18 protein-coding genes are annotated in these 22,249 nt (G+C 69.7%); 4 read left to right on the top strand and 14 right to left on the bottom strand.

Annotation, left to right across the window (positions count from 1 at the left end; all coding sequences use genetic code 11):
- Positions 1 to 57 precede the first annotated feature (57 nt).
- The 6 genes from ACFW9O_RS01830 to ACFW9O_RS01805 form a co-directional block, all read right to left on the bottom strand.
- Positions 58 to 891 carry a shikimate dehydrogenase gene (locus tag ACFW9O_RS01830; RefSeq protein ID WP_384603903.1) on the bottom strand — a complete coding sequence of 278 codons (834 nt, stop codon included), beginning with the start codon at positions 889 to 891 and terminating at the stop codon, positions 58 to 60.
- Positions 888 to 2,642 carry an endolytic transglycosylase MltG gene (gene mltG / locus ACFW9O_RS01825; RefSeq protein ID WP_384603901.1) on the bottom strand — a complete coding sequence of 585 codons (1,755 nt, stop codon included), beginning with the start codon at positions 2,640 to 2,642 and terminating at the stop codon, positions 888 to 890. Before mltG ends, ACFW9O_RS01830 begins: the two co-directional genes overlap by 4 nt.
- A gap of 100 nt (positions 2,643 to 2,742) precedes the next feature.
- Positions 2,743 to 3,216: a Holliday junction resolvase RuvX gene (gene ruvX, locus ACFW9O_RS01820; RefSeq protein WP_351172620.1), complete on the bottom strand. Its 474-nt coding sequence runs from the start codon at positions 3,214 to 3,216 to the stop codon at positions 2,743 to 2,745.
- 8 nt (positions 3,217 to 3,224) lie between these two features.
- Complete coding sequence (gene alaS, locus ACFW9O_RS01815) at positions 3,225 to 5,894, bottom strand: alanine--tRNA ligase (protein WP_384603899.1); 2,670 nt, start codon at positions 5,892 to 5,894, stop codon at positions 3,225 to 3,227.
- The gene (locus ACFW9O_RS01810) at positions 5,894 to 6,238 is read right to left on the bottom strand and encodes a DUF6167 family protein (protein WP_351172539.1); all 345 of its coding nucleotides are present in this window, start codon (positions 6,236 to 6,238) and stop codon (positions 5,894 to 5,896) included. The genes alaS and ACFW9O_RS01810 overlap by 1 nt, the downstream gene beginning before the upstream one ends.
- 7 nt (positions 6,239 to 6,245) lie before the next feature.
- On the bottom strand, positions 6,246 to 6,695 hold the full coding sequence (locus ACFW9O_RS01805; protein WP_329215452.1) for a DUF948 domain-containing protein: 450 nt from the start codon (positions 6,693 to 6,695) through the stop codon (positions 6,246 to 6,248).
- A gap of 226 nt (positions 6,696 to 6,921) precedes the next feature.
- Here ACFW9O_RS01805 and ACFW9O_RS01800 point away from each other — a divergent pair, with 226 nt between their 5' ends.
- Complete coding sequence (locus ACFW9O_RS01800) at positions 6,922 to 9,120, top strand: ATP-binding protein (RefSeq protein ID WP_384603896.1); 2,199 nt, start codon at positions 6,922 to 6,924, stop codon at positions 9,118 to 9,120.
- A gap of 16 nt (positions 9,121 to 9,136) precedes the next feature.
- Here ACFW9O_RS01800 and rpsD read toward each other — a convergent pair whose 3' ends face one another.
- On the bottom strand, positions 9,137 to 9,751 hold the full coding sequence (gene rpsD, locus ACFW9O_RS01795; RefSeq protein WP_015607373.1) for a 30S ribosomal protein S4: 615 nt from the start codon (positions 9,749 to 9,751) through the stop codon (positions 9,137 to 9,139).
- A gap of 193 nt (positions 9,752 to 9,944) precedes the next feature.
- On the opposite strand from rpsD, the gene ACFW9O_RS01790 reads away from it, so the two are divergent.
- Entirely contained in the window at positions 9,945 to 10,643 is a 699-nt protein-coding gene (locus ACFW9O_RS01790; protein ID WP_384605218.1) for a DUF2470 domain-containing protein, read from the top strand.
- A gap of 33 nt (positions 10,644 to 10,676) precedes the next feature.
- On the opposite strand, the gene ACFW9O_RS01785 is transcribed toward ACFW9O_RS01790, so the two are convergent.
- From ACFW9O_RS01785 to ACFW9O_RS01770, 4 genes are all read right to left on the bottom strand, one after another.
- Positions 10,677 to 12,053, bottom strand: coding sequence for a replication-associated recombination protein A (locus tag ACFW9O_RS01785; RefSeq protein ID WP_351172532.1), 1,377 nt, complete (start codon positions 12,051 to 12,053; stop codon positions 10,677 to 10,679).
- Positions 12,054 to 12,097: 44 nt separating this feature from the next.
- Positions 12,098 to 12,733 carry a vitamin K epoxide reductase family protein gene (locus tag ACFW9O_RS01780; protein WP_329212921.1) on the bottom strand — a complete coding sequence of 212 codons (636 nt, stop codon included), beginning with the start codon at positions 12,731 to 12,733 and terminating at the stop codon, positions 12,098 to 12,100.
- Positions 12,734 to 13,282: 549 nt separating this feature from the next.
- Positions 13,283 to 14,545, bottom strand: a complete 1,263-nt coding sequence (gene hisS, locus ACFW9O_RS01775; RefSeq protein ID WP_351182044.1) for a histidine--tRNA ligase — start codon at positions 14,543 to 14,545, stop codon at positions 13,283 to 13,285.
- 14 nt (positions 14,546 to 14,559) lie between these two features.
- The gene (locus ACFW9O_RS01770; RefSeq protein ID WP_329212919.1) at positions 14,560 to 15,246 is read right to left on the bottom strand and encodes an MBL fold metallo-hydrolase; all 687 of its coding nucleotides are present in this window, start codon (positions 15,244 to 15,246) and stop codon (positions 14,560 to 14,562) included.
- A gap of 149 nt (positions 15,247 to 15,395) precedes the next feature.
- Between ACFW9O_RS01770 and ACFW9O_RS01765 the strand changes: the two genes are divergently transcribed.
- On the top strand, positions 15,396 to 16,184 hold the full coding sequence (locus tag ACFW9O_RS01765) for a peptidylprolyl isomerase (protein ID WP_384603891.1): 789 nt from the start codon (positions 15,396 to 15,398) through the stop codon (positions 16,182 to 16,184).
- Between the two features lie 190 nt (positions 16,185 to 16,374).
- Positions 16,375 to 17,604 carry a DUF349 domain-containing protein gene (locus tag ACFW9O_RS01760; protein ID WP_384603888.1) on the top strand — a complete coding sequence of 410 codons (1,230 nt, stop codon included), beginning with the start codon at positions 16,375 to 16,377 and terminating at the stop codon, positions 17,602 to 17,604.
- A 69-nt stretch (positions 17,605 to 17,673) separates the two neighbouring features.
- On the opposite strand, the gene ACFW9O_RS01755 is transcribed toward ACFW9O_RS01760, so the two are convergent.
- The 3 genes from ACFW9O_RS01755 to secF all read right to left on the bottom strand — a co-directional run bounded on the left by ACFW9O_RS01755 (position 17,674) and on the right by secF (position 22,249).
- On the bottom strand, positions 17,674 to 20,412 hold the full coding sequence (locus tag ACFW9O_RS01755; RefSeq protein ID WP_384603885.1) for a RelA/SpoT family protein: 2,739 nt from the start codon (positions 20,410 to 20,412) through the stop codon (positions 17,674 to 17,676).
- 170 nt (positions 20,413 to 20,582) lie between these two features.
- Positions 20,583 to 21,134 (bottom strand): adenine phosphoribosyltransferase, encoded by a 552-nt coding sequence (locus tag ACFW9O_RS01750; RefSeq protein ID WP_384603882.1) that lies wholly within the window; start codon positions 21,132 to 21,134, stop codon positions 20,583 to 20,585.
- Entirely contained in the window at positions 21,131 to 22,249 is a 1,119-nt protein-coding gene (gene secF, locus ACFW9O_RS01745) for a protein translocase subunit SecF (RefSeq protein ID WP_384603881.1), read from the bottom strand. The genes ACFW9O_RS01750 and secF overlap by 4 nt, the downstream gene beginning before the upstream one ends.

Raw genomic sequence — 22,249 nt, 5'->3', positions numbered from 1 at the left:
GGGCGCGAACCACCCGCCGGTCCAGCAGACGGACCGTTTCACCGTGCGACGGGGCCGTCAGTGCTCGCGAGCCGCGAGGGCTTCCTCGCCCGCCGCGCGCATCGCGGCCAGCGGGCCGGGGCTTCGTCCGGTCATCTGCTCCACCTGGAGGACGGCCTGATGGACGAGAAGATCGAGGCCCGCGACGACGGTCCCTTCCGCCGCTGACCAGCGGGCGGCGAGCGCGGTCGGCCACGGCTCGTAGAGCACGTCGAAAAGTGTGCCCGGGGCATCCGGTACCGCGTCCGCCAGAGCGTCCGTGGTGCCGGCGGGGGTGGTGGCGATGACCAGCGGGGCCCGCAGGGCCTGCTCCGCCGACGCCCAGTCGGCGACCCGGACATCGACGCCGAGGCGGTCGCCCCAGCCGCGCATCTCGTCTCCGCGTTCCCTGCTGCGGACGTAGACGGTGACCGGTCCGGTACAGATCGCGGCGAGTGCGGCGACGGCCGAGGACGCGGTCGCTCCGGCGCCGAGGACGGCGGCGGACTCCACCTTCTCGACTCCGCGTTCGTGCAGTGCGGCGATCATCCCGGGGATGTCGGTGTTGTCGCCGGTCAGGCGGCCGTCCTCGGTGAGCACGACAGTGTTGACCGCCTCGACCGAGGCGGCCGTCGCGCTGATCTCGTCGAGCAGCGGGATGATCGCCCGCTTGAGCGGCATGGTCAGGGAGAGTCCCGCCCAGGAGGCGTCCAGTCCCGCGACGAACCCGGGGAGTGCCGCCTCGTCCACGTCGAACCGGTCGTACGACCAGGTGTCGAGGCCGAGTTCCGTGTACGCGGCCCGGTGCAGGGCCGGGGAGAGCGAATGGGCGATCGGCGAGCCGAGTACGGCGGCGCGTCTGGGAGTGCTCACTCGCCGGCCTTCTGGTCCTCGTACTTCTGACGGTTCCGCTCGTGCTCCTCGTTCGTCACCGCGAACACCGTCTTGTCCTCGCTGATCGACACGAAGTAGTACCAGGGGCCGGGGGCAGGCTTGGCCGCCGAATTCAGCGCTTCGGCCCCGGGGTTGTTGATCGGCCCCGCCGGCAGACCCTTGACGTGGTACGTGTTGTACGGGTCGTCGAGCTTGCGCAGATCATCGACCGCGCCGATGTCCAGCGTGCTCTCCTTCCTGACGTAATTGACCGTCGAGTCGAAGTCGAGCAGACCGTACGTCTCGGTGTTGTCGGGCTTGAGACGGTTGTAGACAACCCTTGAGACCTTGTCGAAGTCCTCTTTGTGCTTGCCTTCGGCCTGGACGAGGCTCGCGACCGTGATGAGCTGCCAGGGACCTTTGAGGCCGAGTTTTTCCGCAGTGGCCTCGAGGTCGACCTTTTCGTATTCCTTGTTCGCCCGGGCGACCATCTTCTTGAGGACGTCCTCGGGCTTCGCCCCCTTGCTGACGGGATAGGCGGCGGGATAGAGGAAACCCTCCAGAGGATCCTTGATGTCCGGATCGTCCGGTGCCCACTCGGGCAGGTCGAAACTTTCGCCCTTGGTCTCGGCCACCTTCGCGGTGGAACCTTCCTTCGCACCGATCCGCGTGTCGATGAGAGCGTAGATCTCCCGGCTGGTCCGGCCCTCGGGAACGATGAAGGGGTTCTGGCTCTTCCGGTCGAGCATCAGGTTCACGGCATTGTCCGCAGACATCTCCTTCTTCAGGAGATAGACGCCGGCCTGAATGGATTTCCCCTTGGGATTCCCGTTCTGAGCAGAAATGAAGGCGTCGGCCGACTTCACGACGCCCGCCTTCTTCAGAATGTTCGCGATCTCCGCCCCGAGAGCGCCTTCCGGGATCTCCACCTCGACCTCGCCCGAACCGCTGCCCGCGAAATCGGGGGCCTCGCCGAACTGGCTCTTGTAGTACGTGTAGCCGAAGTAGGTGGCTCCGCCGAGGCCGCCCACGAGGATCAGGGAGACGACCAGGCAGGCGCAGCCGCTGCGGCTCTTCTTCTTGCCCTTGCCCCGGCGGGGCTCGCGCGGCTCGTCGTCGTAGTCGTCACCGTCCCGGGAGTCGCGGGGGTTCCGGGAATCGCGGCCCTCGTCGGGCTCGTCCGCACCCGTGAAGAAAGGATGCGTCTCCTCCTGAGGCTCATCCGGATCCCAGTCCGGGTTCTGCCGCTGAGGCTGCTGATGCTGCTGGGGCTCGGGCGCCTGCTCGCGGCGGCCCGGGGGCTGCGGCGGGGGGTAGGCCTCGGCCGTGCCGTAGTAGTCGGCCTGCTCGCCGTAGCCGCCCGGGGCGTTGCCGTACGGCGGCTGGGGCTGCGGCTCGTACGGCATCGCGGCGTGCTGGCCCGTGTCCCAGCCGCCGTTGTACTGGGGCTGCTGGGGCTGCTGGGGCTGCTGGGCGTACGGATCCTGCGGGTAGCCCTGCTGGGGGTGCTGCTGGGCATACGGGTCCTGCTGGTGCGCGTACGGGTCCTGCTGCTGGGTATATGGGTCCTGCGGGTAACCCTGCTGAGGCTGCTGCTGGGCGTACGGGTCCTGCGCATAGGGCTGCTGCTGGCTGTCGTACTGGCCCTGGCCGTGGGCAGCCTGCCGGCCGCCTTCCCACCCCTGGTCCCCGTACAAGGGGTCCTCGGGGTGCCACGGTTCGGAGCCGGGGCCCCGGCCATACTCAGTCATCGATCCCCTTGAGCCGCGAGACGACGTTCCGTCTCTTCGCTTCGCTGTGCGGTGTTTGTTCGAACACCGACGCATCGCGCGGAACGTTACCGTATCGCGATCAGACAACCACTTCGACGCCCTCGCCTGGAGCCTGCCCCGAGGACCGTTCGGACTCCAGAGCGTTCTGAAGGATCACCACAGCGGCAGCCTGGTCGATGACAGACCGGCCCTTCTTGGACTTCACGCCCGAAGCGCGGAGCCCCTGGGTGGCCGTCACTGTGGTCATCCTCTCGTCCACCAATCGCACCGGAATGGGTGCGACCGAGCGGGCGAACACCTGGGCGAAGGCCCGGACCTTCGCCGCAGCGGGACCTTCGCCGCCGCCCAGTGAGCGGGGCAGACCGACGATGACCTCGATCGGTTCGTACTCCTCGACGATCTGGCCGAGCCGCCGGTGGGCGGCCGGGACGTCGCGTCCCGGCACGGTCTCCACCGGCGTGGCGAGGATCCCGTCGGGGTCGCACGAGGCGACCCCGATACGGGCGTCACCGACGTCGATGGCGAGTCGACGTCCACGGCGCATCTGCGTCATCTCCGGTGTCACGCCGTCTCGGTGACGAGGCGTTCGACAGCGGCGACGGCGTCACCGATGGCGTCCGGGTTCTGGCCTCCGCCCTGGGCGACGTCCGGCTTGCCGCCGCCACCGCCACCGAGGGTCTTGGCGGCGGTACGGACCAGGTCACCGGCCTTGAGACCGCGCTCGCGTGCGGCCTCGTTGGTGGCGATCACGGTCAGCGGACGTCCGTTGGCCGTGGTGAACAGGGCCACGACGGCCGGCCGGCCGCCCTGGATGCGTCCACGCACGTCCAGCACGAGCTTGCGCAGGTCGTCGGCCGAGGTGCCGTCCGGGACCTGTCCGGTGACCAGGGCGACGCCCCGTACGTCCTTGGCCGAGTCGACCAGCCCGGCGGCGGCGGCCAGGACCTTCTCCGCGCGGAACTTCTCGATCTCCTTCTCGGCGTCCTTCAGCTTGCCGAGCATGCCGGCGATCTTCTCCGGGAGCTCCTCGGACCGGCCCTTGACCAGTTCCTGGAGCTGGGCGACGACCGTGTGCTCCTTGGCGAGGAAGTTGTACGCGTCGACACCGACCAGGGCCTCGATACGGCGGACACCGGAACCGATCGACGATTCGCCGAGGAGCTTCACCAGGCCCAGCTGGGAGGTGTTGTGGACGTGCGTACCGCCGCACAGCTCCTTGGAGAAGTCGCCGATGGTGACGACCCGGACCCGCTCGCCGTACTTCTCGCCGAACTCGGCGATGGCGCCCTGCTTCTTGGCCTCGTCGATCGACATGACGTCCGCCTGGACGTCGAGCTCCCGCGAGAGGACCTCGTTGATCCTCTGCTCGACGTCGGTGAGGACCGTGCTGGGTACGGCGGCGGGCGAGCCGAAGTCGAAGCGGAAGCGGCCGGGCGAGTTCTCCGAACCGGCCTGGGCGGCCGTCGGGCCGAGAGCGTCGCGCAGCGCCTGGTGCGTGAGGTGCGTGGCGCTGTGGGCGCGGGCGATGGCGCGGCGGCGCGTGTTGTCGATGGCGGCGTACACGGAGGCACCGACCGTCACCTCACCGACCTGGACGACGCCCTTGTGCACGTGGACGCCGGGGACCGGCTTCTGCACGTCGCGGACCTCGATGACGGCGCCGGTGTCGAGCCGGATCCGCCCCTGGTCGGCGATCTGGCCACCGCCCTCGGCGTAGAACGGGGTGCGGTCCAGGACGACCTCGACCTCGTCGCCCTCGGTGGCGGCCGGCGAGGGGACACCGTCGACGAGGAGACCGACGATCGTCGACTCGCCCTCGATGGAGGTGTAGCCGGTGAACTCGGTGGCGCCGGACCTGTCGGCGACCTCGCGGTAGGCGGACAGGTCGGCGTGACCGGTCTTCTTGGCGCGGGCGTCGGCCTTGGCCTTGTCCCGCTGCTCCTGCATCAGGCGGCGGAAGCCCTCCTCGTCGACGGAGAGTCCCTGTTCGGCGGCCATCTCCAGCGTGAGGTCGATCGGGAAGCCCCAGGTGTCGTGGAGCAGGAACGCCTTGTCGCCGGCGAGGACCTGGCCGCCGGCGGCCTTGGTCTCCGTGACGGCGGTCTCGAGGATGTTCGTGCCGCCCTTGAGGGCCTTGAGGAAGGCGGCTTCCTCGGACAGGGCGACGGTCTCGATGCGCTTGCGGTCGGTGATGAGCTCCGGGTACTGCTCGCCCATCGTGTCGATCACGACGTCGACCAGGTCGCGGGCGACCGGTCCGGTGGCGCCCATGAGCCGCATGTTACGGATGGCGCGGCGCATGATGCGGCGCAGCACGTAGCCGCGGCCCTCGTTGCCGGGGGTGACGCCGTCGCCGATGAGCATCACCGACGTACGGATGTGGTCGGCGACGACGCGCAGGGAGACGTCCGAGCCCCGCTCGGCTCCGTAGCGCACGCCGGTGAGCTCGGTGGCCTTGTCCATGACGACGCGCAGGGTGTCGGTCTCGTACATGTTCTGTACGCCCTGCAGGATCATGGCGAGGCGCTCGAGGCCGAGACCGGTGTCGATGTTCTGCGACGGCAGGTCGCCGAGGATCGGGAAGTCCTCCTTGCCGTCGCCGGCGCCCCGCTCGTACTGCATGAAGACCAGGTTCCAGATCTCCACGTAGCGCTCGTCGTTGACGGCGGGGCCGCCCTCGACGCCGAACTCCGGGCCGCGGTCGTAGTTGATCTCGGAGCACGGGCCGCAGGGACCGGGGACGCCCATGGACCAGAAGTTGTCCTTCTTGCCCAGGCGCTGGATGCGCTCGGCCGGAACGCCGATCTTCTCGCGCCAGATCTGCTCGGCCTCGTCGTCGTCCAGGTAGACGGTGATCCACAGACGCTCGGGGTCGAGGCCGAAGCCGCCGTCCTCGACGGAGTTGGTCAGGGCCTCCCAGGCGTACTGGATGGCCCCTTCCTTGAAGTAGTCCCCGAAGGAGAAGTTGCCGCACATCTGGAAGAACGTGCCGTGCCGGGTGGTCTTGCCGACCTCTTCGATGTCCGGCGTGCGGACGCACTTCTGGACGCTGGTGACGCGCGGGGCGGGCGGCTTGACCTCGCCGAGGAAGTACGGCTTGAAGGGGACCATGCCCGCGGGGACCAGCAGCAGAGTCGGGTCGTCCGCGATGAGCGACGCCGAAGGCACGACGGTGTGACCGCGCTCCTCGAAGAAGCTCAGCCAGCGGCGGCGAATTTCAGCCGACTCCATTAGTGGTCCTCATTCCGGTTGTTCGAGTTGTAGGGGAGCTTGCGGTAGGTGGCGTCGCGGCCCGGGTCGGCCGCTTCGACTGCGTAGTGGGCGCGTACCGGGAGTTCGGGGTCGACAGGTGCGTCGAGGCCCAGCGCCCCGCCCAGTTCGGCCTCGCGCCGGACCATGCCCTCGCGCACGTCGAGAGCGAAGTCCTTCAGCTTGTGACCCGCCTCGATCGCCTTGTCGGCGGCCTGCGCCGCGAGGCTCTCGGGAGTCAGCTGCCTGATCTTGCGGTTGACCTTGGTGGTGGCCCAGACGCCGGCGGCTGCGCCGGCGGTGAACCAGAACGTACGGCGGAACATCGCTGCGTCAGTCCTTCTGTCCACGGGAGCTGCGTCCGTTCCGCTTCCTGCTGCGGGCGGACGGCACGGTACGGCCGACGATCACGGTGCGGCGGGAGGTCCGGGGGGCCGGCTCCGGTTCCGGAGCGGTCCGGCGGCCGAGCGCCTGGCGTACGCCGTAGCCGAACGCGGCGACCTTCACGAGGGGCCCGCCGAACGTCGACGCGACGGTGGTGGAGAGCGCGGAGGCGTTGGAGGTGACCTCCTGCACGTCGCTCGCGATGGCGTCGACCTTGTCGAGCTGGGTCTGCGCGGAGCGCAGGGTCGCGGAGGCGTCGGCGAGCAGCGGAACCGCCTGCTCGGTCACGTCCGCCACCAGCTTGGTGGTCGCCCTGAGCGTCTGGGCCAGCCTCACCAGCACCACGGCGAGGAACGAAACCAGGATCGCCCAGAAGACGGCCACCAGGATCCCGGCCACCTCTCCACCGGACACAGTGCACCGCTCCCTGCTCGTCGATTGCCCCGGCCGGGGCTTGTCTCTGCCTGTCTCGGGTCGGCCCGTGTGCTGCCACCACAGCCGGTCCTCGTCCCTCGACCCTATCGCGCCGGGCGTCAGGCCCTGTACCGCATTACGGGCGGGCGGCGCGAGCCCGGGGGCGGGGAGATTGTACGGAGAGCTTACGTGCCAGTACTCTGCGTGTTTCATGCGACGCCCTCAGCGCCCCTCCCCCGCACCCGACGACGCCGAACCCTCGCCCGCCGCCGTCCACGGAAACCTCCCTGCCGAACTGAACACATTCGTGGGACGCGAGGACGAGCTGGCCCGGCTCGGGCTGCTGCTGGACGAGGCCAGACTGGTCACGGTCGCCGGGGTGGCCGGGGTCGGCAAGACCCGCTGTGCCGTCCGGATCGCGGCACTCATGGAGAAACGGTACTGCGACGGGGTGTGGATCGCCGAGCTGTCGGCCATCCATGATCCGGCGCTGCTCGAACACGCGCTGGTCGACGCCCTGGGCCTCACCGATCACACCAAGAGGCCGCCACGCACCACGCTGGTGGAACACTGCGCCGAACGTCAACTTCTACTCGTGATCGACGGCTTCGAACATCTCACCGATTCATGCGCCGAGCTGGTGGGCGAACTGCTGCGCAGGGCGCCGCGCCTGCAGATCCTCGCCGCCGGACGCCGCCCCTTGCGCGTGGACGGCGAGGTCACCTTCACGCTTCCGCCGATGGCGGACGAGGACGCCATGGAGCTCTTCGCCCACCGCGCCCGGGCCGTACAGCCGGGGTTCCGGCTGACCGCCGGCAACCAGGAGTCCGCACGTGAGCTGTGCCGGCGCCTCGACGGCATTCCGCTCGCGCTCGAACTGGCCGCCGGGCGGCTGCGGGCCCTGTCCGTGGAGCAGGTGCTCCAACGGCTGGACGACCGCTTCCGGCTGCTGACCGGGGGCAGCCGGAGCGCGTTGCCACGCCATCAGACCCTGCGTACGGCCATCGGCTGGAGCCACGAACTGTGCGCCCCGGAACAGCGCCTGTTGTGGGCGCGGCTCTCGGTGTTCGCCGGTCAGTTCGACCTGGAGGCCGTCGAGTACATCTGCAGCGGTCCCGACCTGCCGGCCGACTCGGTGCTCGACGTCCTGGACGAGCTGCTCGCGCAGTCCGTCGTACTGCGGGAGGACTCGCCGGTGGGCAGCCGGTACCGACTGCTGGACACCGTGCGGGAGTACGGCGCCGAGTGGCTGGGCGCGACCGGTGACACCGAACGGCTGCGCCGCCGGCACCGGGACTGGTTCCTGGGGCTCGCCACCTGGTGCGAGCTCGACTGGTTCAGCCCCCGGCAGGCCGCGGCGGCCGCCCGCATCGACAGCGAGCTGCCCAATCTGCGCCGGGCGATGGAGTGCTCGATGGAGAGCCCCGACGAGGTCCACCTCGCCCAGTACCTGGCGGGCACCCTCTGGTTCTACTGGGCGGGCTGCGGCCGGCTCTCGGAGGGGCGCCACTGGCTGGACCACGTCCTGGAGGAGGAGTCGCCCTACGATCCGTCGCGGCTGAAGGCCCTGTGGGTGCTGGGTTATGTGGCGGTGCTGCAGGGCGACGCGATCGGCGCGGTCTCGGCCCTCCAGGAGTGCCGGGAGGAGGGCGAGCGCTCGGGGGACGCATCCGCGGTGGCCTACGCGGTGCACCGCACCGGCTGCCTGGCGATCGTCACGGACGATCTGGTCCGCGCCGAGGAGCTGCTGCGCGAGGCCCTGGCGCGCTACCGGGAGATCGGTGAGCTGAACAGCAATGTGCTGATGGCCCAGATCGAGCTGGCGATGGCCGTGGCCTTCGGCGGGGATCTGGACGGGGCGGCGGAGATCTGTGACGAGGTCCGCGAGATCTGCGAGGACCACGGGGAGCGCTGGGCTCTCGCCTACGCCCTGTACGTACTGGCCTATGCGGCTCTGCAGCGGGGGCGCACGACGCGGGCGCGGCAGATGCTCGGCGAAGCACTGTCCATCGCGCACACGTTCCACGACCTGCTCGGAACGGTTCTCTCACTGGAGCTGATGGCCCTGCTGACCGCCGTCGAGGGCGACGCCGCGGAGGCCGCCGTGCTGCAGGGCGCCGCGGACCGGGTCTGGCCCTCGGTGGGTCTTCCTCTGTTCGGCTCGGCGTACTACGGCAGGCCGCGCGCCGACTGCGAGGCACGGGCCCGCAACGTGCTCGGCGATGTGCGGTACGAGGCGGAGCGGCGCTCGGGAAGCCGGCTGGACACGAAGGCCGCGGTGGCACGGGCGCTCGGCGAGGAGGCCCACGTCCGTCCGGGCGGGGAGGGCGCGCGCGGTGTGGCGGCGCCCGGGGAAACACGAAGGCCCGCCGCCTCCCGGACAACAGGGAGGGGCGGGCCCGAGCTGTGAGGTAGCTACGCCTGGATCAGCGGGCGTAGTACTCGACGACGAGCTGCTCGTCGCAGATGACCGGAATTTCCTTGCGGTTCGGGTCACGGTCCAGGCGGAAGGCCAGGGCCTTCAGGTTCACCTGGAGGTAGCGCGGGGTCTCACCGTCGGTGTCGTAACCACCCTCGCGGGCCACCTGGAAGGGGACCTTGGTGCGGCTGCGCTCGCGGACCTGCACGACGTCGTCGGGGCGCACGCGGAAGGACGGCTTGTCGACCTTGCCACCGTTGACCTCGATGTGGCCGTGGACGACCATCTGGCGGGCCTGGTAGATGGTGCGGGCGATGCCCGAACGCAGGACCAGGGCGTCGAGACGGCGCTCGAGCTCGACGACCAGCGCCTCGCCCGTCTTGCCTTCGGCCTTCTTGGCGCGGTCGTAGGCACGCGCCATCTGGCGCTCGCTGATGTCGTACTGCGCGCGCAGACGCTGCTTCTCGAGCAGACGGACCTTGTAGTCCGAGTTCTGCTTGCGGCCACGGCCGTGCTCGCCCGGCGGGTAGGGGCGGGCTTCGAAGTACTTGACAGCCTTCGGCGTCAGGGCGATGCCGAGGGCACGCGACTTCTTGACCTTGGGACGCGACTGGTTAGGCACGTTCTCCAGACCTCCGTTGTAGGTTAAGTTAGGTAAGGCTTACCTTACTCAAGGAGATCGCATGTCTCGCCCTGGGAACACCACTCACGTCACGGACAGCACAGACAGCGGCAGCACACCAGAAGGTGCTGCTACGACGGAAGGCCGATCTGATCGTGGTCAGCCGCGTCCCAGCGGGCTTGAAATCACTCGGCTGCCGTCAGCAGCCGAGCGCACACGTTCTCTCGTACAGAGTACCTGCTCCGCGGCACTGCTCGTACCGGGGCTGGATGTGATCCCTCCCGACCTCATGGTGCCGGACTCCAGGTACATCGGCCCCGACGGGGATCTGTTCCTCCGGTTCCCCGCCGACTCACCGGTCGTGCGGGCCGCGACACACGCCCAGGGTGACGAGCTCACCGCCGTACTGGAGATCACCGATGTCGCACCGGTCTCGGTCCCGCACCGGATCCGCGGCCGTGCCCGGATCGCCGGCTGGCTGACCTGCGTACCGGGCCTGGCCGAGCCCGGCCGGATGATGCTCAGGCTGGAGGTCGGGGAGGCGGCCGTCGACGACCTGTGGGGCGCGGAGGACATCGAGCCCGAGGCATTGCGCGACGCGCACGCCGATCCGCTCGTCGGCCACGAGGCAGAGCTGCTCCAGCATCTGCACGCGGCCCATGGCGAACAGATGGAGACCTTGTCCACGCTGCTCGGCGAACGGACCGCCGACACCCGCTCGGCTCGGCTGACCCCCGTCCCGGTCGCGCTCGACCGCTTCGGTCTCCGGGTCCGGTTCGTCGAGGACGGCGGGGACTGCTTCGACGCACGCTTCGAGTTCCCGGACCCCGTCCGCGATGTCAGCGAGCTGCGCCGCGCCATGTACACGCTCTTCGAAGCGGCGTCCTGCTGAGCCGCCCCGGGAGCCGCGTCGGGCCGCTCACGGTCACGACGACGCGGTGCCGCCGCCCGGTTCGCCGCGACCGAGCCGCTCACGGACCCGGTCCGCCACGTCCGCGTACCGCGCCTCCGCGCCGTAGCGCGTGGGTTCGTAGTAGCGCTTGCCTCGGACCGCCTCCGGGGCGTACTCCTGTGCGGCGATCCCGCCGGGGACGTCGTGCGGGTAGACATAGCCCTGGGCGTGGCCCAGCTTGGCGGCACCCTTGTAGTGGCCGTCGCGCAGATGGGCGGGAACCGGGCCTGCGAGGCCTCTGCGCACATCCTCCTGCGCCGCCGAGATCGCCAGGGTGGCCGCGTTGGACTTCGGGGCGAGAGCCAGCGCGATCGTGGCGTGGCTGAGGGTGAGGGCGGCCTCGGGAAAACCGATCATGGCCACCGCCTGGGCCGCTGCCACCGCGGTGGGCAGCGCTGTCGGATCGGCGAGCCCGATGTCCTCACTCGCGGAGATCATCAGCCGCCGGGCGATGAACCGGGGGTCCTCACCCGCCTCGATCATGCGGGCGAGGTAGTGCAGGGCCGCATCCACGTCGGAGCCGCGGATGGACTTGATCAGGGCGCTCGCCACGTCGTAGTGCTGGTCGCCGTCACGGTCGTACTTCACGGCCGCCCGGTCGACGGTCTCCTCGAGCGTCGTGAGCGTGATGTCCGGCTCGTGCTTGGCGAGGGCCGCTCCCGCCGCCGCCTCCAGCGCGGTCAGGGCGCGCCGGGCGTCACCGCCCGCGATCCGCAGGAGATGCGCCTCCGCGTCGTCGGTCAGGGTGACGGCTCCGCCCAGTCCCCGCTCGTCGGACAGGGCCCGGCGCAGGAGGGCGCGCAGATCCTCGTCGGTGAGCGGCTCCAGGGTCAGCAGCAGGGAGCGCGACAGCAGCGGGGAGATGATCGAGAAGTACGGATTCTCCGTGGTGGCGGCGATCAGGGTCACCCATCGGTTCTCCACGGCGGGGAGCAGGGAGTCCTGCTGCGCCTTGGAGAAGCGGTGGATCTCGTCGAGGAAGAGGACCGTCTCCTTGCCGAAGCCCCCGGTGGCGCGGCGCGCGCCCTCGATGACGGCCCGGACCTCCTTGACACCCGCGGTGATCGCGGAGAGCTCGACGAAGCGCTTGTTGGTGGCCTTGCTGACCACGTACGCCAGGGTCGTCTTACCGGTGCCCGGCGGCCCCCAGAGGATCACCGAGGAGGGGCCTGCCGGTCCCCCGCTGCCTTCGCCGACGAGTCGGCGCAGGGGCGAGCCCTGCTTGAGCAGATGCTGCTGGCCCACGACCTCGTCGAGCGTACGAGGGCGCATCCGGACAGCGAGGGGGCTGCTGGACGGGTCCTTCTCCTGGCGTTCTTCGGCTGCTGCGGTAAAGAGGTCGGGCTCCACGCTCCGCAGCCTATGTCACCCCACTGACAGGACCGCAGGCTGCGTCAGCTGGTCCAGAAGTCCCACCAGCGGGTCAGGATCAGCATGCCGATGATCCCGATCCAGAGCACCGGCGGCACCCAGTGGAATTCGGTGAGGGTGTTCCGCAGCCAGGCGGGGGCGGGCAGGATGCCGTGCTTGATGTTGTGCGTGGTGACGTAGCAGAACATGAAGATCGTGGCGACCCAGGCCAGGCAGCACCACAGGCAGAGCGAGTTGATGTTGTAGAGCGACTGGTACTGGAGCCAGGTGCAGAATCCGACGCCGAACAGCGTGCCCGCGTTCAGGCCGAGCCAGTACCAGCTGCGGAAGCGGGCGCCGGCCAGGAGCGCCATGCCGATGCCGATGACCACCGAGTAGGTGGCGATTCCGAGCATCGGGTTGGGGAAGCCGAACGCCGCCGCCTGCTCGCTCTTCATGATGTTGCCGCAGGCGACGACCGGGTTCAGGCTGCAGCCCGGAGTGAAGCTGGGGTCCTCGAGCAGCTTGAACTTGTCGATCGTGATCACCCAGGCGGCGAGCAGCCCGGCCGCGCCGGTGATCACCAGCAGCAGCGCGAGCGCGCGACTGCCGCCGAAGGTCTTCGCGCCGTTGTCCTCGTCCTGCCGGGAGGAGGGGTGGTCTACCGCTGCCATCGTCATATCGCCGTTCCATCACTGAGTAGCCGGCCGGGCTTGGTCATTGTGCCGCACCGCCGGCACGGCCAACCGTTCGATGGACATAAAGGTGTGCCAGGACTGGGCCCGGAATGCGGGGCTGCGGAAGGTCCTCCACCGCATGACGGATCGGGCGGACGACGTGCGCGGACTGCGCAGGCGACACGGGGTGGCCGACCGCCGCGGACGGCGTCCACCTGCGGATCCGTGCCGTAGCGGTGCTCGGGCTCCCTGGACCGAACGGTGCCGGGTGGCGCACCCGTGTCGGGATCCCGTGAGGTCGCCGCGGCCGCGACGGCGCGACGGCCCGTGTGCCCGGGGGCCGATACGGCCGCCGCGGGCCGCCGGTGGCGCTCCCGGATCGACGACGTCCGGCAGGATGAATCGGCTCTTACCGAGTTGACGACGGGAGAGACAGTCCGGCCGACCTTCTCCGGGCCCGGCCCCGTCCGGTGGCACTGCCGGCGCCGGACGCGCCTGTGCCCGCCCGGGAGAACCGGGCGGGCACAGGTGAACTCGGGCGGACCCGGCCGATCAGGCCAGCCTGTTCCGCACCTCGGCCACGAGCGCGTCGAGCGCCACCGCCTGCTGCTCGCCCGACTCCATGTCCTTGAGCTGGACCGTGCCCTCGGCGAGGTCGCGCTCACCGGCCACGATCGTGAAGCGGGCGCCGGAGCGGTTCGCGCTCTTCATCGCACCCTTGAGGCCCCGGCCGCCGAACGCGAAGTCGGTGGCGACACCTGCCCGGCGCAACTCGGTGACCAGGCCGAAGAGCACCCGACGGGCCTCCTCGCCGAGCGGTACCGCGTACACGCTGGTGGTGGGGGGGACGGCGAGCTCGATGCCCTCCGCCTCCAGTGCGAGCACCGTACGGTCCACACCGAGCGCCCAGCCGACGGACGGCAGCGCGGGGCCGCCGATCATCTCGGACAGTCCGTCGTAGCGGCCGCCGCCGCCCACCGCGGACTGGGAGCCCAGACCGTCGTGGACGAACTCGAAAGTCGTACGCGTGTAGTAGTCGAGGCCTCGGACCAGCTTCTCGTCGTCCTCGTACACCACTCCGGCCGCCGTCAGCAGATCGCGGACCTCCTCGTGGTACGCCTTGCAGGCGTCGCACAGGTAGTCGCGCAGCTTGGGTGCGCCGGTCAGCTGCTTCTGTACGTCGGGCCGCTTGTCGTCGAGGACCCGGAGCGGGTTGATCTCGATGCGTCGGCGGGTCTCCTCGTCCAGGTCGAGGTCGCGCAGGAACGTCTGGAGCGCCTCCCGGTAGACGGGGCGGCACTCCTTGTCGCCCAGCGAGTTCAGCAGGATCCGGAACTGTGCGAGGCCCAGCGAACGGTACGCCTGGTCGGCCAGGATGATCAACTCGGCGTCCAGCGCCGGGTCCTCGGTGCCGATGGCTTCCGCGCCGACCTGCGAGAAGTGCCTGTAACGGCCCTTCTGCGGACGCTCGTAGCGGTAGTACGAGCCGGAGTACCAGAGCTTTACGGGGAGGTTGCCGGCCTTGTGGAGGTTGGCCTCCAGCGCGGCGCGCAGCACCGAGGCGGTGCCCTCGGGGCGCAGCGCGAGCTTGTCGCCGCCCTTGGTCTCGAAGGCGTACATCTCCTTGGACACGATGTCGGTGGACTCACCGACTCCGCGCGCGAACAGGGCGACGTCCTCGAATCCGGGCGTCTCGATGTAGCCGTAGCCGGAGTTCTTCAGGGGTGCGGAGATCGCCGCGCGCACCGCGAGGTACTTCGCGGAGTCCGGCGGGATCAGGTCGTACGTGCCCTTGGGGGCCTGGAAGGTACTCACAGGAGTTTCTCTCGTCACATTCCTCGGCGGGGCGCGTCCATGCCGTGCAGATACGGGTTGGAGGCGCGCTCGCGGCCGATGGTCGTCTGGGGGCCGTGGCCGGACAGCACCACGGTCGAGTCGTCGAGCGGCAGGCACACACGGGCCAGCGACTCGAGCAGCTCGGCGTGGTCGCCGCCGGGCAGGTCGGTGCGTCCGACGGAGCCGGCGAAGAGCAGGTCGCCCGAGAAGAGAACCTGCGGAACATCCGCGGCCTCGGGCATCCTGAACGTCACCGACCCCTTGGTATGGCCGGGCGCGTGCGCGACGCCGAACTCCAGGCCCGCCAGCTTCAGCAGGGCGCCGTCGGTCAGCTCCTTGACGTCGTCCGGTTCGCCCACGGTCAGCTCACCCATGAGCGGCATCCCGATGGAGCGGCCCAGCGCCTTCTCCGGATCGCTCATCATGTACCGGTCCTCGGGGTGGATCCAGGCGGGGACGTCATGGGCCCCGCACACGGGGACGACCGAGGCCACATGGTCGATGTGGCCGTGGGTGAGCACGACGGCGACGGGCTTGAGCCGATGCTTCTTGAGCGCTTCCTCGACGCCCTGGGCCGCTTGGTGGCCCGGGTCGATGATCACGCACTCCTCGCCTGCGGCGGGGGCGACCAGGTAGCAATTGGTCCCCCAGGCCCCGGCGGGGAACCCGGCAATGAGCACGATCGTCCTTAGTGTTCGTCCGACGGGAGAGGGCTGTGGAGACGGATGCGGCAGATCAGAGCCTACCGGCGCTCCTCATTCCACAGCTAACCCATATACGGTACGGGGCAACCCAGGCCGAATCACACGACGTACAAGGAGACCAACCGGTGGTCAGCAGCGATCAGCGGCGGCGGCAGCTCGCCCGGGAGAAGTTCGAGCGGCAGCAGCAGCGCCGGGAGGAAGCGCGCCGGAAGACCAGGCGCCTTGCCGTGATCATCGTGTCGGCTGTGGCCGTGGTGGCGGTCATCGGCGCGGGCGCGTACGTCTCCCGGGACGGCGACGACACGAAGGACTCCGCGGACGCGGCGGCGAGCGAGAGCCCGTCGGCCTCCCCCTCGGCGAGCGAGAGCAAGGCTCCCGAGCCCGCGATGAAGATCGACAAAAAAGCGAAGTACTCGATGTCGCTGAAGACGAGTCAGGGCGACATAGCGATCGCGATGGACGCGGCGAAGACCCCGCACACCACGAACTCGTTCAAGGCCCTCGCGGACAAGGGGTACTTCGACAGCACCAAGTGCCACCGTCTGACCACGGAGGGCATTTTCGTCCTGCAGTGCGGTGACCCCAAGGGAGACGGAACGGGCGGTCCCGGCTACACGATCCCGGACGAGAACCTGACCGCGCTCGGCAAGGCGGGCGACGACGGCTCGGTCACGTACCCGGCGGGCTCGGTCGCGATGGCGAACACCGGCCAGCCGGGAACCGGCGGCAGCCAGTTCTTCCTCGTCTACAAGGACACCAAACTCCCGCCCAGCTACACGCCGTTCGGCACCATGGACGATGCCGGTCTGAAGGCTGTCAAGAAGATCGCCGCGGCGGGCGTCACCGGTGGGGCGGCCGACGGTGCTCCGAAGAAGGCGGTCACGGTCGAGAAGGCGACGGTCGACAAGGCCTGACCGGCCGGGCGGCCGGCCGGCCCCGGTTCACTCGGCGCGGGCGGAGAATTTCGGCCGCGCTGAGTGCGGACAGCCGGGTGGCCGGTCGCCTAGATTGGCGTTGTGCAGGGCGGGCGCTGCCCGCCCCAGGAAACTGTGGACGATGTCCGGGGGGCGAACCCCCTCGTAGGCATCAGGTGGAGGAGGCGCTGTGAGCAGCGACCCGTGGGGCCGTGTCGATGAGACGGGCACCGTATACGTGCGTACGGCCGAGGGCGAGCAGGTCGTCGGATCGTGGCAGGCCGGTTCCCCCGAGGAGGCACTGGCCTATTTCGAGCGCAAGTACGAGGGCCTGGTGGTCGAGATCGGCCTCCTCGAGCGGCGGGTGAAGACCACCGACCTGTCGGCGAAGGACGCGACGGCGGCGATCGAGCATCTGCGTCAGCAGGTCGACGAGCACCACGCCGTCGGCGACCTCGCCGCGCTCGGCAAGCGGCTGGACTCCCTCGTCGCGACCGTCGACTCGCGGCGGGAGGAGCGCAAGGTCCAGAAGGCGAAGCAGACCGACGAGGCGCGCCACGCCAAGGAGGCGCTCGTCGTCGAGGCCGAGGAGCTGGCGCAGAGCGAGCAGTGGCGGTCCGCGGGTGAGCGGCTGCGGGCGCTCGTGGACACCTGGAAGGGTCTGCCGCGACTCGACCGCAAGTCGGACGACGAGCTGTGGCACCGCTTCTCGCATGCCCGTTCGGCGTTCTCGAAGCGCCGCAAGGCGCACTTCGCCTCGCTGGACGCCCAGCGCGAGGATGCCCGCAAGGTCAAGGAGAAGCTGGTCGCGGAGGCCGAGTCGCTCTCCGGTTCCACCGACTGGGGCACGACGGCGGCCCGTTACCGCGACCTGATGACCGAGTGGAAGGCCGCGGGCCGCGCCCAGCGCGAGTCCGAGGACGATCTGTGGAACCGTTTCCGCGGCGCCCAGGACGTCTTCTTCGCGGCGCGCAGCGGCGTCTTCGCGGAGCGTGACGCGGAGCAGGGCGAGAACCTCAAGCTGAAGGAGGAGCTCGCCGTCGAGGCCGAGAAGCTGGTGCCGGTGACGGATCTGAAGGCGGCCAGGGCCGCGTTCCGCTCCGTGAACGAGCGCTGGGAGGCCATCGGCCACGTCCCGCGTGACGCCCGCCCGAAGGTCGAGGGTCGGATGCACGCGGTGGAGAAGGCGCTCCAGGAGGCCGAGGAGTCCGAGTGGCGCCGGACGAACCCGGAGGCGCGGGCACGCGCCGAGGGTCTGACCGGTCAGCTCCAGGCCGCCGTCGACAAGCTGCGCACGCAGATCGACACGGCGCGCGCCTCGGGCAACAACGCGAGGGCGGACAAGCTGTCCCGCGAGCTCGAGGGCCGGCAGGCGCTGCTTGACCAGGCGCTGAAGGGCCTGGAGGAGTTCGGCGGCTGAGCCGGGTCCTGTCGTACGAGAGGGGCTCCTGTACGTGTCACGTACAGGAGCCCCTCTCGTGCGTCCGCGCTACGGCCGGCGGGCCGAGGTGACCCGGTAGACGTCGTACACGCCCTCGACGCCCCGTACGGCCTTCAGGACGTGGCCGAGGTGCTTGGGGTCGCCCATCTCGAAGGTGAAGCGCGAGGTGGCCACCCGGTCGCGGGACGTCTGCACGGCCGCCGACAGGATGTTGACGTGCTGGTCGGACAGGACCCGCGTGACGTCGGAGAGCAGCCTCGACCGGTCCAGTGCCTCGACCTGGATGGCGACGAGGAAGACCGACGACTGGGTCGGCGCCCACTCGACCTCGAGGATCCGCTCCGGCTGCTGCGAGAGCGAGTCGACGTTGACGCAGTCGGCGCGGTGCACGGAGACACCGCTGCCACGGGTCACGAAACCGATGATCGGGTCACCGGGCACGGGGGTGCAGCAGCGGGCGAGTTTGACCCAGACGTCCTCGACGCCCTTGACGACCACACCCGGATCCGCCTTGGCACGGCGCTTGTTGCGGCCGTGCGAGGGCGGCGAGCTCTCCGCGAGGTCCTCGTTGGCGGCGTCCTCGCCGCCGAGCGCCTGGACCAGCTTCTGGACGACTCCGGCCGCCGCGACATGCCCCTCGCCGATCGCCGCGTACAGCGACGAGATGTCGGGGTACCGCATCTCGTGGGCGAGGGTGACCAGGGAGTCGCCGGTGAGGATCCGCTGGATCGGCAGGTTCTGCTTGCGCATGGCCCGCGCGATGGAGTCCTTGCCCTGCTCGATCGCCTCGTCGCGGCGCTCCTTGGAGAACCAGGCGCGGATCTTGTTGCGCGCCCGCGGCGACTTGACGAACCCGAGCCAGTCCCGGGAGGGTCCGGCGCCGGCCGCCTTGGAGGTGAAGACCTCCACCAGGTCGCCGTTGTCGAGCGTCGACTCGAGCGGTACGAGCCGCCCGTTGACCCGTGCTCCTATGGTCCGGTGGCCGACCTCCGTGTGGACGGCGTACGCGAAGTCGACCGGAGTCGCACCCGCGGGGAGCGCTATGACATCGCCCTTGGGTGTGAAGACGAAGACCTCGTTGCGCGAGAGGTCGAAGCGCAGGGACTCCAGGAACTCGCTGGGGTCCTCGGTCTCCTTCTGCCAGTCCAGGAGCTGGCGCAGCCACGCCATGTCGTTGACGGTGTCCTGGCCGCGGCCGGTGTTCTTGGGTACGTCGGTACGCACCTTGGAGGCGCCGGCCGAGGGCTCCTGCTTGTACTTCCAGTGCGCGGCGATGCCGTACTCGGCGCGGCGGTGCATGTCGAACGTACGGATCTGGAGCTCGACGGGCTTGCCGCTGGGGCCGATCACCGTGGTGTGCAGTGACTGGTACATGTTGAACTTCGGCATCGCGATGTAGTCCTTGAACCGGCCGGGGACCGGGTTCCATCGCGCGTGGACGGTGCCGAGCGCCGCGTAGCAGTCGCGGACCGTGTCGACGAGGACGCGGATGCCCACCAGGTCGTAGATCTCGGCGAAGTCGCGGCCTCGCACGATCATCTTCTGGTAGACGCTGTAGTAGTGCTTCGGCCGTCCGGTGACGGTGGCCTTGATCCGGGCGGCGCGCAGGTCGGACTGGACCTCGTCGGTCACTATGGCGAGGTACTCGTCGCGCTTGGGCGCGCGCTCGGCGACGAGGCGGACGATCTCGTCGTACATCTTCGGGTAGAGGATCGCGAAGGCGAGGTCCTCCAGCTCCCACTTGATGGTGTTCATACCCAGGCGGTGAGCCAGGGGCGCGTAGATCTCAAGGGTCTCGCGGGCCTTCTTCTCCTGCTTCTCCCGCTTGAGGTACCGCATGGTGCGCATGTTGTGCAGGCGGTCGGCCAGCTTGATGACGAGGACCCTGGGGTCCTTGGCCATGGCGACGACCATCTTGCGTACGGTCTCGGCCTGCGCGGCCTCGCCGAACTTGACCTTGTCGAGCTTGGTGACGCCGTCCACGAGGAGCGCGACCTGGTCGCCGAAGTCCTTGCGCAGCGTGTCCAGGCCGTACTCGGTGTCCTCGACCGTGTCGTGGAGCAGTCCGGCCATCAGCGTCGCCGGGTCCATGCCGAGCTCGGCGAGGATCGTCGTGACGGCGAGCGGATGGGTGATGTAGGGGTCGCCGCTCTTGCGCTTCTGCCCGCGGTGCCAGCGCTCGGCGACCTGGTAGGCCTTCTCGATCTGCCGCAGAGTGGCGGACTCGATCTTGGGGTCGTTGCTGCGGACCGTGCGCAGGAGCGGTTCGAGGACCGGGTTGTACGGGCTGGAGCGCTGCACGCCCAGCCGGGCGAGCCTGGCCCGGACACGGTTGGAGGAACCACCGGAGCGGGTCGGCGGGGCCGGCGGGGTGGCGGCGGGCTTGGCCGGGGGCTTCGCGGCCGGGGGCTTCGCGACGGAAGCGGGAGGCGTCGCGGCCGGGGGCTTCGCGGCCGGAGCGGGTGCCGTCGGCGGTGCGGGAGCCTTCGGCGGTGCCGGGGTCTTCGGGGCAGCCTGCGCGGAACCGGCGGGCTCGGCGGAGGGCGCGGGCTCGGCATCCGGCTTCGCCGGGGACGCCGCCTTCACCCCGGGAGGAGGGCCCGGCTTCGCCGGCGCAGGTGCTGCAGGTGCCTCGGAGGCGGTGCCCCGGTCGTGATCCGCGCCGTCCGCGGGCTCTCGCTCCCCGGGCTCCGGCTGCTGCGCGCGCTGCGCCTCCTCGGGCGTGGCGGGGTCCGCAGCGGGCTCGTCGGGCTGCGGGGCGGCGACTGGCTGGGCCTCGTCTGGCAAGTGCGCTCCTCGTGCGGATCCGGGCTACCCGGAGAGCCCATGGTATCGATCCCCGGGCCGGTCCTCGCCCGGGGACCGTGGAACCCGCCACAACGCAGAACGGGCACCCGGATGTCCCGGGTGCCCGTCCTGTGTGACCGGCTGCTGCCATAACGGCTGCGCAGCGCCGCTCAGAGCGTGATCAGCGCCTCCAGCGGGGCGCCGCGCAGGGCTCCCTCGAGACGTGCACGGCCGACGAGGAAGCCGAGCTCCATGAGAACCGCCACACCCGCGACCTGGGCACCGGCCCGGCGGATCAGTTCCAGCGAGGCCTCGGCGGTTCCGCCGGTGGCCAGGACGTCGTCGATGACCATGATCCGGTCGTCGGCCGACAGGTCCTCGGCGTGGATCTCGATCTCCGCCGTGCCGTACTCCAGCTCGTACGCCTGCCCGAGCGTGGCACCGGGCAGCTTCCCGGCCTTGCGTACGGGTACGAAGCCGAGCCCGGCCTTGACGGCGACGGGCGCCGCCAGGATGAAACCGCGCGCCTCGAGGCCGACGACCTTGGTGGCCCCGTACCGTACGCACAGGTCCGCCAGGGCGTCGGTGAGCGCCGTGAAGGCGACCGGGTCCGCGAGCAGCGGGGTGATGTCCTTGAACACCACTCCGGGCTTCGGATAGTCCGGTACGTCGCGGATCCGGCTGAGCAGGAGCTCCCGGGTCGAGTCGGTGGTGCTGGTCATCGACGCTTCCCCGGAGTCCGCCCGTGGCCCCTGGGCTGCTGGCGCTGCCCCACGACGGCGCCGGCGGCTGCGGCGTCCTCGGGGAAGCCGTCGTCCTCCTGCGCGCGGTCGTCCCGCTCGTCCTCCACGGACTCGCCCTTGGCGGCTGCGGCGGCCCGCTTGGCGAGGATCCGCTTCTTCAGCGCCTTCATCTGCGGTTCGCGTTCCTTGAGGTCGGCGACCAGCGGTGTGGCGATGAAGATCGAGGAGTACGCACCGGCCGCGAGGCCGACGAAGAGCGACAGCGAGATGTCGTTCAGCATGCCGGCGCCGAGGACGCCGCCACCGATGAAGAGCAGACCGGCGACCGGCAGCAGCGCGACGACGGTGGTGTTGATGGAGCGCACCAGCGTGCCGTTGATGGAGCGGTTGGCGACCTCGCTGTACGTCCAGCGGGTCTGCTTCGTGATCCCCTTCTGGCCCTCCTTGAGACTGTCGAAGACGACGACGGTGTCGTAGAGGGAGTAACCGAGGATCGTCAGCAGACCGATCACGGTGCCCGGGGTGACCTCGAAGCCGACCAAGGCGTAGACACCGACCGTGATGGTGATGTCATGGATCAACGCGACGAGGGCCGCGATGGCCATGCGCCATTCGAAGGCGATGGCGAGGTAGACCACCACGAGGACCATGAAGATGCCGAGGCCGGTCCAGGCCTTGTTGGCGATCTGCTCACCCCAGCTGGGTCCGACCAGGTCCGCGTTGATCTTGGACTCCGGAATGCCGAGGTCCTCGGAGAGCTGGGCCTTGATCCGGTCGGCCTGCGCCGTGTCGACCTCGGTGATCTGGATCCGGAGGCCGCCGTCGCCGAGTTCCTGGACGATCGCCTCGTGACCGGAGGCCGCCACGGCGTCCTCGTGGGCCTGGGAGACCGAGACCTTGGCCTTGGTGTCGGTCGTGAAGACCGCCCCGCCCTTGAACTCGATGCCCATGTTCAGACCGCTGACCGCCAGGCCGAGGACGGCCGTGATCGTGATCAGGATCGAGACGCCGTACCAGATCTTGCGGTTACCGATGAAGTCGTAACCGACCTCGCCACGGTAGAGCCGGGCGCCGAGATTGCCGAGTCGCGACAT

Source organism: Streptomyces sp. NPDC059499, from assembly GCF_042749285.1.
In the GTDB taxonomy this organism is placed as follows: Bacteria; Actinomycetota; Actinomycetes; order Streptomycetales; family Streptomycetaceae; genus Streptomyces.
This window is presented reverse-complemented; position numbering and strand designations above follow the sequence as displayed.